The organism is Acinetobacter wanghuae (genome assembly GCF_009557235.1).
Lineage (GTDB): Bacteria > Pseudomonadota > Gammaproteobacteria > Pseudomonadales > Moraxellaceae > Acinetobacter > Acinetobacter wanghuae.
On record NZ_CP045650.1, the window covers coordinates 1886383 to 1901652 of the forward strand.

General features: G+C 40.8%; 18 protein-coding genes. 15 read left to right on the top strand and 3 right to left on the bottom strand.

The window, feature by feature from the left end; genetic code table 11:
- Window positions 1-62 precede the first annotated feature (62 nt).
- From GFH30_RS08905 to ruvB, 3 genes are all read left to right on the top strand, one after another.
- On the top strand, window positions 63-1403 hold the full coding sequence (locus tag GFH30_RS08905) for a deoxyguanosinetriphosphate triphosphohydrolase (RefSeq protein ID WP_153371893.1): 1341 nt from the start codon (window positions 63-65) through the stop codon (window positions 1401-1403).
- A gap of 121 nt (window positions 1404-1524) precedes the next feature.
- Window positions 1525-2127 carry a Holliday junction branch migration protein RuvA gene (ruvA, locus tag GFH30_RS08910; RefSeq protein ID WP_153371894.1) on the top strand — a complete coding sequence of 201 codons (603 nt, stop codon included), beginning with the start codon at window positions 1525-1527 and terminating at the stop codon, window positions 2125-2127.
- A gap of 237 nt (window positions 2128-2364) precedes the next feature.
- Window positions 2365-3372 (top strand): Holliday junction branch migration DNA helicase RuvB, encoded by a 1008-nt coding sequence (gene ruvB, locus GFH30_RS08915; protein ID WP_153373420.1) that lies wholly within the window; start codon window positions 2365-2367, stop codon window positions 3370-3372.
- Window positions 3373-3386: 14 nt separating this feature from the next.
- Here the strand turns inward: ruvB and GFH30_RS08920 are convergent, their stop codons facing one another.
- Complete coding sequence (locus GFH30_RS08920; RefSeq protein WP_153371895.1) at window positions 3387-4058, bottom strand: hypothetical protein; 672 nt, start codon at window positions 4056-4058, stop codon at window positions 3387-3389.
- Window positions 4059-4200: 142 nt separating this feature from the next.
- Window positions 4201-5430, bottom strand: a complete 1230-nt coding sequence (locus tag GFH30_RS08925; RefSeq protein WP_153373422.1) for an acetamidase/formamidase family protein — start codon at window positions 5428-5430, stop codon at window positions 4201-4203.
- A 412-nt stretch (window positions 5431-5842) separates the two neighbouring features.
- Here GFH30_RS08925 and GFH30_RS08930 point away from each other — a divergent pair, with 412 nt between their 5' ends.
- From GFH30_RS08930 to pal, 7 genes are all read left to right on the top strand, one after another.
- Complete coding sequence (locus tag GFH30_RS08930; RefSeq protein ID WP_153371896.1) at window positions 5843-6235, top strand: hypothetical protein; 393 nt, start codon at window positions 5843-5845, stop codon at window positions 6233-6235.
- Window positions 6236-6495: 260 nt separating this feature from the next.
- Window positions 6496-6903: a tol-pal system-associated acyl-CoA thioesterase gene (ybgC, locus tag GFH30_RS08935; protein ID WP_153371897.1), complete on the top strand. Its 408-nt coding sequence runs from the start codon at window positions 6496-6498 to the stop codon at window positions 6901-6903.
- 27 nt (window positions 6904-6930) lie between these two features.
- Window positions 6931-7629 (top strand): protein TolQ, encoded by a 699-nt coding sequence (gene tolQ / locus GFH30_RS08940; RefSeq protein WP_153371898.1) that lies wholly within the window; start codon window positions 6931-6933, stop codon window positions 7627-7629.
- On the top strand, window positions 7629-8078 hold the full coding sequence (gene tolR / locus GFH30_RS08945) for a protein TolR (RefSeq protein ID WP_153371899.1): 450 nt from the start codon (window positions 7629-7631) through the stop codon (window positions 8076-8078). The genes tolQ and tolR overlap by 1 nt, the downstream gene beginning before the upstream one ends.
- Window positions 8079-8081: 3 nt before the next feature.
- Window positions 8082-9425, top strand: a complete 1344-nt coding sequence (gene tolA, locus GFH30_RS08950; protein WP_153371900.1) for a cell envelope integrity protein TolA — start codon at window positions 8082-8084, stop codon at window positions 9423-9425.
- Between the two features lie 202 nt (window positions 9426-9627).
- Window positions 9628-10911 carry a Tol-Pal system beta propeller repeat protein TolB gene (gene tolB, locus GFH30_RS08955; protein ID WP_171501010.1) on the top strand — a complete coding sequence of 428 codons (1284 nt, stop codon included), beginning with the start codon at window positions 9628-9630 and terminating at the stop codon, window positions 10909-10911.
- Between the two features lie 43 nt (window positions 10912-10954).
- Window positions 10955-11527 (top strand): peptidoglycan-associated lipoprotein Pal, encoded by a 573-nt coding sequence (pal, locus tag GFH30_RS08960; RefSeq protein ID WP_153371901.1) that lies wholly within the window; start codon window positions 10955-10957, stop codon window positions 11525-11527.
- A gap of 76 nt (window positions 11528-11603) precedes the next feature.
- Here pal and GFH30_RS08965 read toward each other — a convergent pair whose 3' ends face one another.
- Window positions 11604-11789 (bottom strand): NF038105 family protein, encoded by a 186-nt coding sequence (locus GFH30_RS08965; RefSeq protein WP_153371902.1) that lies wholly within the window; start codon window positions 11787-11789, stop codon window positions 11604-11606.
- Window positions 11790-11968: 179 nt separating this feature from the next.
- On the opposite strand from GFH30_RS08965, the gene GFH30_RS08970 reads away from it, so the two are divergent.
- The 5 genes from GFH30_RS08970 to GFH30_RS08990 all read left to right on the top strand — a co-directional run bounded on the left by GFH30_RS08970 (window position 11969) and on the right by GFH30_RS08990 (window position 15258).
- Window positions 11969-12943 carry a class 1 fructose-bisphosphatase gene (locus GFH30_RS08970; protein WP_153371903.1) on the top strand — a complete coding sequence of 325 codons (975 nt, stop codon included), beginning with the start codon at window positions 11969-11971 and terminating at the stop codon, window positions 12941-12943.
- A 55-nt stretch (window positions 12944-12998) separates the two neighbouring features.
- Window positions 12999-13775 (top strand): TrmH family RNA methyltransferase, encoded by a 777-nt coding sequence (locus GFH30_RS08975; protein ID WP_153371904.1) that lies wholly within the window; start codon window positions 12999-13001, stop codon window positions 13773-13775.
- Window positions 13776-13941: 166 nt separating this feature from the next.
- Window positions 13942-14556, top strand: coding sequence for an RNA polymerase sigma factor (locus GFH30_RS08980; protein WP_153373426.1), 615 nt, complete (start codon window positions 13942-13944; stop codon window positions 14554-14556).
- The gene (locus GFH30_RS08985; RefSeq protein ID WP_153371905.1) at window positions 14553-14870 is read left to right on the top strand and encodes a hypothetical protein; all 318 of its coding nucleotides are present in this window, start codon (window positions 14553-14555) and stop codon (window positions 14868-14870) included. The genes GFH30_RS08980 and GFH30_RS08985 overlap by 4 nt, the downstream gene beginning before the upstream one ends.
- Window positions 14860-15258: a DUF3106 domain-containing protein gene (locus tag GFH30_RS08990; RefSeq protein ID WP_153371906.1), complete on the top strand. Its 399-nt coding sequence runs from the start codon at window positions 14860-14862 to the stop codon at window positions 15256-15258. Before GFH30_RS08985 ends, GFH30_RS08990 begins: the two co-directional genes overlap by 11 nt.
- Window positions 15259-15270: the final 12 nt, after the last annotated feature.

A 15270-nucleotide genomic window follows, 5' to 3' on the forward strand; every position in this document is an offset into this window, starting at 1 on the left:
GATGCATATATTTTTAAAGCTTATTTTGGCATCATAGCCTTGAACCGATGAGGTAAATAACAATGAATACGATGCGTTGGCTTGATCTGCTTTCGACCTTAAGAATTGGCAGTAAAAAACAAAACTCTGAATTGGCGCGTAGTCCTTTTCATAAAGACTATGACCGCATCATTTTTTCGCAGAGTTTCCGCCAGCTCAATCGTAAAACCCAAGTCCATCCCCTTACTCAGCATGATGGTATTCATACCCGCTTAACTCATTCACTTGAAGTATCTTGTATTGGACGTTCGCTTGGCATGCTTGCCGCTGAAAAAATTAAAGATGATTTACCTGTTTGGATTTCCCCTGCAGATGTTGGTGCAATCATTCAAGCGGCGTGTTTAGCGCATGATATTGGCAATCCTCCTTTTGGGCATGCAGGAGAATATGCCATTCGAGAATGGTTTGATGATGCATCCCATACCGACTTTTTAAAAGATTTAAGTCCTGAACAAGAAGCAGATGTACGCCAATTTGAAGGCAATGCCCAAGGTTTACGCTTACTGACCAAAATTGATTACCATCCTAATGATGGCGGCATGCGTCTTACTTACGCAACATTAGGGGCGTACTTAAAGTACCCCTGGCTATCTAAAACTATTGCTTCGCAAGGCGATACGCCTGCGAGTCAACGTGCCAAGTTTGGCTGTTATCAATCTGAAAAAGAGATTTTAAAACAAATTGCCGAACAACTTGGTTTGATTCAACTCGGTGAATATCATTATTGTCGTCATCCGCTCACCTATTTACTCGAAGCAGCTGACGATATTTGTTATGCACTGATCGACCTTGAAGATGGTATCAGTCTAAATATGCTCAGTTATGACGAAGTTGAACCTGTTTTCTTAAACTTGATTGGCGATTATGGCATTCCGACTGAACTCAATATGCCATTTTCAACATGGCAGCAGAAAATTGCGGCATTGCGTGGTCGGGTAATGAAACGCGTTGTCGATGAAGTCACTACTGCTTTCGCTCGTCATCAGCAAGAAATCTTGATGGGACAGTTGCAAGGTTCATTATTAGGTTATTGTAGCCCAGATGTGGAAATTGGGATTAATCGTGCCAAAGAGCTCGCACGGGATAAAATCTTTGAACATCCACAAAAAGCAGGACTTGAGATTATTGCACACCAATGTTTGCAAAATATTTTAGATGCCTTTATTCCACTGACCACACCGCATAAGAACTTAAGCTTTAAAGATCAACGTTTAATGGCTATTTTGAATCGTTCAGGTGCGAACTTTGGTAGTCATCATTACGACAATATTATGCAAGTGCTCGATATTGTCTCTAAGTTTTCAGATCATCAAGCCTATAACTTATCGCAAGAGCTACAAGGCAATAAGGCGGGTTTAATTTAAGGCATTGCAGGTTTGGTTTTGATGATAAACTGAATTGAAATGAAACGCTTGACTGCAAGTGCTTTGGTGAATTGATAAAGCCAAACACGTTGCCCATATTGATACAGAGTAATAATTTAAAATGATTGGATGCCTGATTGGTGAAGTGCTTGCATTAGAAGCACCGACTGTTTTATTAAATGTAAATGGTGTGGGTTATGAAGTGGATACACCACTGACCACCTTCTGCCAGCTACAAAAAGGTCAAAAAGTGACGCTATGGACGCATTTAGCGGTTCGTGAAGATGCACAGCTGTTGTACGGTTTTTTAAACCCGCAAGAGAAAACCATTTTCCGTACCCTATTAAAGGTCAATGGCGTGGGACCGAAAATGGCATTAGGCATTTTATCGACTTTAAGTGTAGATATGCTGATTCATACCGTTGAACATGAAGACGTGAATACCTTAGTCAAAGTTCCGGGTGTCGGTAAAAAAACAGCTGAACGTTTGATGATTGAACTGCGTGATCGCTTCAAAGCAATGGCTTCGGGTACGAATCCAACCAATTCAACGGCAGAACAAATTCAATTCACAGGTAATTCTGCGGTGGCTGAAGCGGAAGCAGCATTACAGTCTTTGGGTTATAAACCTGCTGAAGCACAAAAACTGATTAATGCGGTGAAAGCAGATTACACCGAAGCGAGTGACATTATCCGTGCAGCTTTGAAATCGATGAATCGTTAATTTTTAGCATCAACTACATAAGTTAAGCACTTGGTTGAGCTACACGTTCGACGACATGGATGTCGTCCGTTAGATTGGGATATAGGGACATATCCTCAACCTAACAAAAGGGTTTTGTTACTTTTGCCCTTTCAAAAGTAAGGCTATGCCTACACAATGGCATCTAAATTTTTCATGCATTTTGAGGCTATGAATTTATCAACCTCAAATAAATCCATAGAGAATATCTCAGAAGCTATGCAAGACCGTCTTATCAGTGGTTCTGAAAAACCCGAAGATCATTTTGATCGTGCTATTCGCCCTACCTCTTTAGAAGACTATGTGGGTCAGCCTGTTGTCCGCGAACAAATGGAAATCTTTATTGGTGCTGCGCGTGGACGTGGTGAAGCCCTCGACCATACTTTAATTTTTGGTCCTCCCGGTTTGGGTAAAACCACGCTTGCCAATATTATCGCGCGGGAAATGGGCGGCAATTTAAAATCGACCTCTGGTCCTGTACTTGAACGTGCTGGTGATTTGGCAGCAATGCTGACCAATTTAGAAGAAGGCGATGTTTTATTTATTGATGAAATCCATCGTCTGTCACCGGTCATCGAAGAAATTCTCTATCCTGCAATGGAAGATTACCAACTCGATATCATGATTGGTGAAGGTCCTGCGGCACGTTCCATTAAACTCGATTTACCGCCATTTACCTTGGTAGCTGCGACCACACGTGCAGGTCTTCTCACTTCTCCGCTTCGTGACCGTTTTGGGATTGTGCAACGTTTAGAGTTCTATTCGGTTGAAGACTTAACCCATATTGTCAAACGTTCTGCAAACCTCATGGATGTTCCAATGACTGAAGATGGTGCAAAAGAAATTGCACGTCGTTCACGAGGCACACCGCGTATTGCCAACCGTTTACTGCGTCGTGTACGTGACTATGCGCAAGTCAAAGGTACAGGTGAAGTTAACCAAGACATGGCGCAACGTGCTTTAGATATGCTGAAAGTCGATAAAGATGGTTTAGACACTTTAGACCGTCGTTACTTATCTATGTTGCTTGAGCGTTTTGATGGTGGTCCTGCCGGTGTTGAAGCCTTAGCTGCGGCAATGGCAGAAGATTCAGGTACTTTAGAGGATGTCATTGAACCATATTTGATTCAGCAAGGTTATGTCATGCGGACTGCACGTGGGCGTATTGCGACCAATATGGCATATTTGCAGTTTGGGATGACACCGCCTGAACCGAAAGACAAGTGATTTAAAAAAGCAGCTTAGGCTGCTTTTTCACTCAACAATTCCTCTATAAATATATTTAGACTAGCTTGCGTATATCCCAGTTTTTCTTCAAATTCATTAATTTCATCTAAATTAAGCATTTTATTGATTATCAGAGCCCTAGATTCTTCCAACAACTCAAACAGTTCAATCCGAATGCTTTCATCCCTATCTACGCCAGGTCTTATATATGCAATTAGTCTAGCAATACTGTCCTGAAGTAGATGGTACTCTTCTATAGAATTAAATGTATAAGACTCTAAATTATTATCTTGAATATTAAATTTAATTTGACTAAGAAATAGTAAAGCTTTCGATGATACATCAGAAATTAATCCACGTAATTCTTCAGTTTTTTTATGTTTATAGATAATATTTAATTCATCTATCTTAAGCTTACTTTGTACCTCAATTAATTTTGTATTCGATTCAATTTGAGCTTCTGTTGATTTTTTAACGATGTATATAGTTATTAAGAATCCAATAAAACTTATAAATGCTGATGCAATAACACTTACAACAACACCCCAATCCGTTGAACTGACATTCAAATCAAGTGGTATTTTCTTTGTTTCAGGATCAACCTGAATTTGTGTCGTCACTAAAGGCTGCTGCGGCACTATCCACGGAAGTTGAATCATCACTTCATTATTATTTTGTTCAGCCACAGTTTCCCCTTTTTATTTTAAATCGACTCTTTATTTACCATATTCTAAACACTTTCAAAGTATTACAAAAGAAAAAGCCAACTGACCATGCCTAATCAGTTGGCAAAAGCACAACTCTACTTTTTCTAAGTGTTATTCAGACTTATTTTGCGTCTTTCTTAAACTCTTTAAAGTCCGCTTTACGAATCATGGCGTGAATGCCTTTAGTTTTATCAACCACTTGTGATACTTCAAAATCAGTTGCGGCACTTAAATATGCATACGCAATTTCTTCTGAAATACCATACTCATCTACAAGGAAACGAATTGCTTCACGTGTCGATTTTCGCATGGCTTCGTCAAGGTCTTCATCTAATCCCGGAGTGATCCAAAACTCATCATTTTCACCCAAAGGTTGGGTTAAAGATTTACCCGGAATCTTGTCACGACCTGCTTTTAATACTGAAATCTTAAAAGTCGCACGTGCAGAACCTTCAAGCGCAGTTAAAGCAACTTCGCCATCACCTTGAACAAAATGACTATCGCCTGTATAGAACAACGCACCCGGCACTTGCACAGGATAATAAGCCGTTGCACCTGCAGTTAAATCATTAATATCAATGTTGCCGCCATAGAACGATGGTGGAACAGAGTGCACAGCCTTGCTCGTATTTGGTGCAACGCCCATGGTTCCCATAAATGGATTCAATGGGAAACGGATCGATTTACCTGATTCAGTTTTTAATACGCCTTCCCATACGCCATCTGCATTTTTCTCAATTGGGGTAAAGACCGAAACATTGCCATAAGCTTCTGGGTTTGCAGGTGATGCATGATCATGTTTTTGACGCTTTGGGAACTCAGGCAATGTGCCTTTACCATGACGGTTTGAGATCACACCATACGGCACACGCGGTTCAACTTTTAAAATCTCAACTTTTAAAATATCACCCGGCATTGCACCTTCGACATAGACGGGACCTGTAATAATGTGTGGTCCATCTTTATGAAAATCGTGCTTGAGTTTTGAGCCGGTAATTAGTTTTGCTTCAGGTAAAATATGTTCTGCTTTAACACCTTGTGAAGTGAAATATTTTTCAGCATCACGTCCTTGATCTTCAAGTAAACCTTCATGTGAAACCGTATCAAATGTAATCGTACTACCCGCTGGAATGGTTAATACAGGCTTTGCGTCTTTATTTGGCAAATAACCCCAAGTAATTGTATTTAGTGTACTTGGCACATAATAATGGCATTTATATTCCCCACTTTTGAGTAAAGTTGGTTTGTTTTCAAGCTGGTTTAGGATTTTAAAATCTTCAGCTGAGGCATTTGCAGAAATAAAAGAAAAGCTGGCTGCAACAGCGAGAGACAGAGCTAAAGGTTTTAACATATGTTCAAATTCCATGATTTCTAATTGCATTAACATGGAAGCAATAACGATGCCAAAAACCTCACAGCTACTATCATTCGTATTTTTATTAAACAAAAATTTAAACCGTTGATTTTACCATTTTATAAAAAAGTGATTCCTCGGGATATTTCAAAACACATTCAGTAGTTTTTACATTTACTTAAACAACTCGCTCATCTCTTTACGCTTAGACCACAAATTACATATCAAACCGCATTGAATAAACATAAATCACACTCTAAATTAATAATTGTGAATCAAGACTCACTTTAATCAAAATAAGTGATGTTCACGCAAAATAGATAAGTGTTGAAAATAATAGAACAGCAAATGTCACCACATAAAACAGCTTTATAACGTCATGAAAAATATTTGAATTGAGGGTACTGCCATGAAAACCACACTAATCGGTGCATGTTTAATCTCATTTTCCTTACAGACATTTGCAAAAGATGTTTGGGAGTGTGGCAATGCAGTACTTCAAGACCTATGCCAAAATCAAAAATGCACAGGAGGACGTCCTGCGGACATGGACAAACTCACGATTTCTATTCAAGGACAGAAAAATGTAGCGATCTGCAGCGATCGTTCCTGTTGGCGCGGAGAAGGCAGTATTTCCCATCAAAATACACAATCTATTCTTAAAATTCATAATATCCATTGGCAAGACCGAGATAAACCGAATGCCGCTAACAACTATGTGCTTGCCATTAATCGCACTACACAAGCGTTGTACTTCGAAGGAAAAAATGAAAATCATCCTGTTGCATGTAGAGCGGTTTAACATCATCTTACAGAAATTTTATTGAGATGTTTCTTATAAAACTCGATTAAGTCACGCCTGACATTCGTTTAAAAATGCTGGATTCGTTGCAGTGACTGCATTTTTGAAAACTTGTGCCATTGGAGTCATCTTTCAAGCTGCTAAACTGCCCCGCATTACAGCACTTGACGCTGCGCACAATTCAAGTCATTTTCAATGATCTGAAATGCAGTCAAAAGTCTAGCCACTTCCCCTAGATTGAAAAAACGATGGAACATCTCATGGCGAACAAATTCGAGTTTAATATTCGTGTCTATATCGAAGATACTGATGCAGGTGGCATCGTTTACCACGCCAATCATATTCGATTTATGGAACGTACACGCACCGAATGGCTTCGCGCATCAGGCATTAGTCACTATTGGCATCAAAAAGACTACAATTTTGTGGTGCATAAAATTAACGTGAAATATTCACGACCTATTCTCATGGATGACTTAATAACCGTCACCGCGAGCGTTGTTTCTTTGAAAGCTTCATCATTTGTATTGCAACAAAATATTTATCGTGGTGAAATCATGCTTGCATCAGGTGAGGTGGAATTGGCGTGTATCAATGCTGATATGCGACCATGTCGCCTACCCGATGAAATACGCGAACTCATTCAAAAAGAGTTAGAACCCAACTAAAAAAATTATTTGGCACATGTAACAACTATGGCAACTCAGTTAGAATCATCACTACATATTTCAGACCTTATTTTACAAGCAAGCCCGATCGTTCAATTGGTCATGCTTATTTTGCTTCTGGCATCATTGTTTAGTTGGTATCTGATTGCCAAGTTGTACATGAGCTATAAAAAAGCACAGGCAGATGATGAGCATTTCCAGAAAATCTTCTGGTCAGGCGCAGAACTCAACACCCTGTATAACAACGCACAACTCAATTCAAAACGAACCGGTCTTGAAGATATTTTCTATCAAGGTTTAGGTGAGTTTCTCAAGCTTAAAAAATTAAACGCACCCGCAGCGCAAAGTATTGAAGGCACTGAACGTATTTTACGTGTCGGTTTAAGCCGTGACCAAGGTCATCTTGAAAATGGTTTGGGCGCACTCGCAAGTATTGGTTCAGTTGCCCCTTATATTGGTTTATTCGGGACAGTTTGGGGCATTATGAATGCCTTTATTGGACTAGCAGAAGTCGATCAAGTGACGCTTGCAACTGTTGCACCTGGTATTGCTGAAGCGCTCATTGCAACTGCCATTGGTTTATTTGCTGCGATTCCTGCGGTACTTGCCTTTAACCATTACACCGCGAAAAGTGAAACCGTCTATTCAGACCGTGCTTTATTTGCTGAAGAAATGGTGGCACTGTTACAACGTCAATCTGTGGGCGCAACACAGGACAATGACTAATGGCAATTCGTGGTTCTGGACGCTTTGAGCGTATTAAAAAACCGTTAAAAAGTGATATGAATGTCGTGCCTTACATTGACGTGATGTTGGTGTTATTGGTGATTTTTATGGTCACTGCCCCGATGATCACCAGTGGCATTAATGTCGATTTACCACAAGCAAATGGCAACCCAATTGAGTCAAAAGATGCTCCTGCTATGGTGACGTTAGATCAAGATGGTCATTATTACTTAGAATACAAACAACATCAGGCAGAGCCTTTGGATCTGACTCAGTTAACAGCAATTCTGACGGAAGCTCAAACCCAAGCTACAGCTGAAAATAAACAATTAAGCGTGGTGATTCGCGGGCACAATACACGCCCTTATGGCGATGTCATTGCACTGATGTCAAGTTTACAAGATGCGGGTCTGACTCAAGTTGGCTTATTAACCGAGTCGCTCAAGTAAATTATGAAAGAATTTAACAAACCGCCCTTTCAGCAAAAAGCCATTGCCATTGGTTTTACTGTTGGCGTGCATGTCGTGGCACTGGTAGGTTTACTCTTTCTTGGCATGAGTAAGCCACCTGAACCGCCCAAACAAATTAAAACTGTCCTCATTAAACCTGAGGACTTAAAACCCGTCACGCGTGAAGAAACCCCATTTGAAGAAACAGCGCATCAAAATATTGCTGAAGAAATCACGCAAGAGGCTGAACCGAGTGTCGAGCCAGCACCCGCTATTCCCACACCCGCGGCTCTGCCTCCTGTAGATCACAGCAAAGCTGAAGCACAAAAAGCTGCGGCAGCTGCAAAAGCACAAGAACGTGCTGAGCAAAAAGCTGCAGAACAAGCCAATCGGGCTGAAAAACAACGTCAAGCAACGGAAGCTGCTCAAGCTAAAGCACAGGCAGACGCGAAAGCTGCTGCTCAAGCCAAAGCAGAAGCATCTAAAGCAGATGCGAAAGCTCAACAGGCTGCGGCAGCGAAAGCTGAGGCTGCGCGCCAAAAAGCAGAACAAGCCGCTGCAGAAGCCAAAGCAGCCCAGCAAAAAGCCAATGCTTTAAAAAAAGCAGAACAGCTTGAAAAGCAAAAAAGTTTAAATGCAAAAGCTGCCGCAGATGCGAAGGCAAAAGCGGATGCCCAAGCCAAAGCTGCGGAAGCCAAACGTAAAGCAGAAGCTGATGCAAAAGCCAAAGCTGCACATGATGCCAAAGTAAAAGCCGATGCAGCTGCTAAAGTAAATCAGGATGCAAAAACCAAAGCAGCAGCCGATGCCAAAGCAAAAGCGGATGCCCAAGCGAAAGCAACCGAAGCCAAACGTAAGGCAGAGGCTGATGCGAAAGCAAAAGCCGCGCATGACGCAAAAGCGAAAGCCGAAGCGGATGCGAAAGCCAAAGCTGCACATGACGCAAAAGCCAAGGCAGCAGCCGATGCCAAAGCAAAAGCGGATGCCGAAGCCCGTGAACGTGCAGCAGAAGAAGCAAAAGCCTCATCCGCGCGAAAAGCTGCTGAAGAAGCTGCGACTAAAAAAGCTGAATCTAAACGCATTGCCTCCACGGCAAAACGTGATTTTGAAAACAAAATTCGCCGTGCTTGGGATACACCAAGTGGTTCTTCAGGTAAAACTGCCACTGCACGTATTCAGCTAAATGATGATGGCAGTGTGCGTTCGGCTGTAGTGAACTCCAGCGATCCTGATATGAGAGCCAGTATTGAAGCGGCTATTCGTGCTGCAGCACCATACCCGATGCCATCAGATCCTGAAGCTCGACAACAAGCTCGCTCGTTAACTTCAACTTTCAAGGCACAATAAGAGAAAAGCCATAGCAAATAATTTGTTATGGCTTTTACTTTTTTAAGTTAAACTTGGTTTTAAATAGATAAAAGAATAGTCTCTTTTCACAGGGCTATAACAGATTGATGAACATTTGATGCTTCCATTTCATTAAAATCATGCGATCATGTCATACAATCATATTCACAATAAATCCGTTGATTTGAGTAAAGAACGAATGATGGAAAAAATGCGTAAATCCCTACTCTGCCTTGCAATTTTCTCTGCTGTTAGCGCAACTTTTGTTAGCCAAACCCATGCTCAATTGCATCTTGAAATTACTAAAGCACCTGAATCTGCACCTAAAATTGCGATCATTCCATTTAGTCAAGATCAAAACATTTATCCTATTATTGAAACGGATTTAAATCGTTCAGGTAAATTTAACAGTAGTTCAAAAAATTTACCCGCAACAGCCAGTTTAAATCAGCCGAATGCAGAAGCATGGGCAAGTGCAGGTGTGCCTTACCTTGTCACAGGCACATCAAAAACCAATGCAGATGGTTCATACGAAATTCAATATCAACTGTATGATGTTGAAAAAAAACAATACTTACTCAATGAGTTATTGACTGTTCCAGCAAACCGTACCCGTCAAGCTGCGCATATGATCAGTGATGCGATTTTCCAAGCACTAACTGGTATTCAAGGTGACTTTAGTGGTCGAATTGCGTATGTGCTACGTAACCCTGAAACGCCTGAGCAACGCTATACCTTACAAATTGCAGATACGGATGGCGAACAACCAAAAACAATTCTGACTTCACGTGATCCAATTTTATCGCCTGCGTGGACGCCAGATGCAAAAAAAATTGCTTATGTCTCGTTTGAAACCAAACGTCCAGCCATTTATTTACAAGATTTATCAACCGGTCAACGTGAAAAATTAGCCAGCTTCCGTGGTTTAAATGGTGCGCCAAGCTTCTCACCTGACGGTAAAAACATGTTATTTACTGCATCAATGCACGGTAATCCTGAAATTTACCAAATGAATTTGGAAACACGTCAACTTGAGCGTTTAACCCATGATTCTGCTATTGATACTGAAGCACGCTATGCGCCAGATGGAAAATCATTTATTTTCACCTCAGACCGAGGTGGTTCAGCACAAATCTATCGTTATGATTTTGCTACCAGCAGCAACAAACGCTTAACTTTCCGTGGTGCATTTAATGCGCGTGGTACTTTAAGTGCAGATGGCAAAAAACTCGCCTTGGTACATCGTCCAAGTGGTAGTAACTACAAGGTCGCGGTACATGATATAAATTCAGGTGTGACCAATATTTTGACACCGACCAGTCTAGATGAATCACCAAGTTTCTCACCGAATGGTCAAATGGTGGTTTATGCAACGCGTGAAGGCGCTCGTGGCTTATTATCGATTATGTCTTTAGATGGTCGTTTCCGTGTCAATTTACCAAGTGAAAAAGGCGAAGTACGCGAACCGGCTTGGGCACCTAAATAACCTTTAAAATATTTATTGAAAATCAACCTTCATGGAGAGGAAGATGAAAAAAGTACAATTATTCGCATTACCGTTATTGGCGATTGCTGTGGCAATGACAGGTTGTGCCAGCCGTAAACCTGCTGCACAAGTACAAACAGGTGATTTGGCAGGTTCGACTTCAACCACTGTCAATACACAAGGTTTAAGTGAAGATGCTGCGCTCAATGCACAAAATCTTGCAGGTGCATCATCAAAAGGTGTTACAGCTGAAAATAAAGCGTTCTTAGCAAAACGTGTGGTGCACTTTGACTATGACAGTACTGAACTCAGCAATGATGATTTATTAACACTTCAAGCACATGCACAATTTTTAATGGCAAATGCCAACTCGCGTGTTGCATTGACAGGTCATACTGATGAACGCGGTACCCGTGAATACAACATGGCACTAGGTGAACGTCGTGCCAAAGCCGTTGAAAGCTTCCTTGTGACCACAGGTGTGAGTGCAAATCAACTTGAAGCTGTGAGCTACGGTAAAGAAATGCCAATTAATGCGGGTCATGATGAAAATGCATGGAAAGAAAACCGCCGCGTAGAAATTAATTACGAAGCAGTTCCACCCTTATTAAAATAATCTGCTCATAAAAAAGCACTCATATAGAGTGCTTTTTTATTGTCTATCTTTTTAGACAAGGTCTAAGATCGGTAGATTATTCAACGATGGGTTGATCCTGTTCAGCTTGCATCGATTCGATCAAATCGTGTTTATTGAATTTTTTGTATTCTGGCTTGGCTTCATACGCTTTCCACGCTTCTTTCATTTTATCGTCAGAAATACCGTCCAAATTCATCGATTCGCTTGCCGTTGGAGTCGCATCAAACTTCAATGTGGTCATATTTGTGCTCCGTTAAAATTTTCATTATTCATTCAACATAGCATTTTCTACGCGACTTTCAAGGGTAAAATCACAACAAATAATGTAGTTTAATTTTTCTTTTAGTCCGTTCTCATCTAAAATAGTCAACATTGTTATTTTTATCGTTCTGATAAATTTTTAATCGGAGTTTTCCTGATATGTCATATCTGAGCCTTTCCCAATTTTTACAACAGAAAAGTGGGAATTTAACACCTGAACTTGCACAAGTGATTGAAACAATTGCAAATACATGCAAAGAGATTGATCAATTGCTACAAAAAGGTGCATTGGCGGGTGTCTTAGGAAGTGCTCAGCATGAAAATGTTCAAGGTGAAGAGCAAAAGAAACTCGATGTCATTTCAAATGATTATTTGATTGATGCACTTCGCGTTCACCCTCATGTCGGTGGTTTGGCTTCAGAAGAACTCGACGAATTTACCCCTGCGCAAGAAAATGGTGATTTCTTAGTGTTATTTGACCCACTTGACGGTTCAAGCAACATTGATATCAACATGTGTGTTGGTACAATTTTCTCGATTTTACCGTCAAAAAATGCCATTACTCAGGCTGAAGACTTTATGCAGCCGGGTGTAAATCAAGCGGCAGCGGGTTATGTATTGTATGGTCCATCGACTATGCTTGCTTTGACCGTTGGTGCAGGTGTTGTGTTCTTCACGTTTGATCCTGAAACGAAAGAATTCTTGATGACTAAAGATGCGATTCAAGTGGCTGCTGATACAAAAGAATATGCGATTAATGCCTCTAACCAACGTCACTGGGAAGCCCCTGTACAACGTTATGTTGAAGAATTACTTGCAGGTAAAACCGGTTCACGCGAAAAAGACTTTAACATGCGTTGGGTTGCATGTATGGTGGGCGATATTCACCGTATTTTGTGCCGCAGCGGTATCTTCATGTATCCATACGATACCAAAGATCCGAAAAAAGCAGGTCGTCTACGTTTAATGTACGAAGCAAATCCAATGAGTATGTTGATGGAACAAGCCGGTGGTGCATCAACCACAGGTCGTGTGCGTATTCTTGAGATTCAACCGACTGAACTACATCAACGTGTGCCTGTCATCATCGGTTCAAAAAATGAAGTTGATCTTGTGACCAGCTATCACAACTAATTTATTATTATAACGTTAGTCGATTTTTGATCGGCTAACGTGGATTACATCTCCTATGCCAACTTTTTTTCTTGATTCTAAAGATAATCCAAAAATTAAACACTTACGTGGTTTAATTGAACAAAATACCTATCGTAAGAAACAAGGTCAAACCGTACTTGAAGGCACACATTTGTCTTTAGCATGGTTACATGAAAACCGTAAAATCGATTCGATTTTTACCACTGAACATGCGCTTTCACATCCTGATTTCGAGAAAATTCTCGCAAAATATACAGGCATGGTGTTTGTCCTCAGCGAATCTTTATATAAAGATTTAAGTACATTGGGTACATCAATTGCATGTTTGGCTGTGGTGACCTTACCTACTGCAAATTATGCATTAGACTTCAATGCGGACACGCTTATTTTAGAAAACGTGCAAGATCCGGGTAATGTCGGAACTTTACTTCGTTCAGCTGCAGCTGCCGGTATTGAACAAATTGTATGCACCAAAGGTTCAGCATCGCTTTGGTCACCACGTGTTTTACGCGCTGGTATGGGTGCGCATTTCACCTTGCAAACATTTGAAAATATCAATCTTGAACAGGTACTTGAACAATTTAATGTGCCCGTTTATGTGACCAGTTCACATCGCGCTGAAAGCGTTTATTCAAAAGACTTACGCAAACCATGCGTATGGATTTTGGGTAATGAAGGTCAAGGTGTATCTGAATATGCGCTTGCACATGCACAAGCGGTTTCAATTCCACAACCGGGTGGTCAAGAATCGTTAAATGTTGCGATTGCAGGTTCAATTTGTATGTTTGAAATGGTACGTCAACGTATCTAATCAGACTTTCGTTACTTTATTTTAAATCTGAGCGTTCAGGTGAAGAAATAGATTAATATAGAAAAATAATAAGTTGTATTGTCAACCAAACCATTATTTTCAACGTTAATAGAGATATGAACTTGGGAATAATGGTGGGTATCCAATGACAGGATTTTCCATCTCTATGGATTTAGCACCGAAACGGCTTGAATCGCAAGATATGAGTACGCTAAAGAGTACGGCTGAGTCTCGCCTGAAGAATTTTATGCAAGAGGTGACAGGTCGTGCTTTGGTGATGATGGAAAGTGCAACCCAAGGTCAGCAAGGCATTGCAATGGATCTTGTCCAAGAAGCCTTTATTTCACTACACAAATCCTATTCTGATAAAAGCACAGAAGAATGGTATCCCCTGTTTTACACCATTTTAAATAACAAATTACAAGATTGGCGTCGTAAAGAAGCGCGCCGTGCCCAACCCTTTTCATTCTTCAAAAAAGTCCAACTCGATGAGGATGACAATGAACTTGAAAATATCGTCGATGAATCCACACCTTCGCCTTTAGAATTTTTAAATCAAGCACTGACTGCCGATGAAATTCAAGGAGCCATTTCATCTTTACCTCATCGACAACAACAAGCCTTTATGCTCAGAGCATGGGAAGGCTTTGATACGCATACGACGGCGCAGATTATGAATTGTAGCGAAGGCAGTGTAAAAACACACTATCATCGTGCGATTCAAGGTTTACGTAGCGCTTTGGCACATTTAAACCCATATACGGGAGGATCATCCGAATGAGTCATGATGATTTCTTGAAACAAGTGACTTCCAAACTCGATGGTTTAGCGCAACAACACAAAGCTAAACCTGTGGTCATGAACCATGTACTTGAAGAAGTTCAAGCCGCTCAACATTCACGCTTTGCTTTTTTAAAAGTCTCTGGTTTTGCACTAGCGGCCGCAATTGCAGGCATTGTGGTAGTCCCTAATTTATCAACGCCTGAAAGTAACCATACTCAAGTTGTGGCTGTACCTAAATTATCACCACAAATGGTTGAAGATTTAGAAATGCTCATGGTATTAGGTGAGGACGAAGTTCCCCATGGCAGCTAAAAAAATTGTCTTGGCTTTTTGCGCAATCGGATTCTTGCAAACGAGCTTTGCTGGATTTGATCGGTTTTGGATTTTTTCCAAAGATGCCAATACTCAAATTAATGATACTTGGGATTCTTTGTCAGATACTGAGCAATTGGAACTCATTAAAAAATATCAAACCTTAAAAGAACTTCCGGCAAGTGAACGAGCAAATTTGCAACAACGTATGGATTGGTTTAATCAACTGCCTGAGGAAGAAAAACAGAAAATGCGAGAAACATGGCAGAAAATGAGCACGCAGGAACGTCGAGAGCTTGCCTCGCGTATGCAAAAAGCTACAGCTGAAGAACGCCCTGCAATTCGAGAAGAGTACATCAATAAATATCTCTCGACGCCTAAACTTTAGAGATTTATAAAA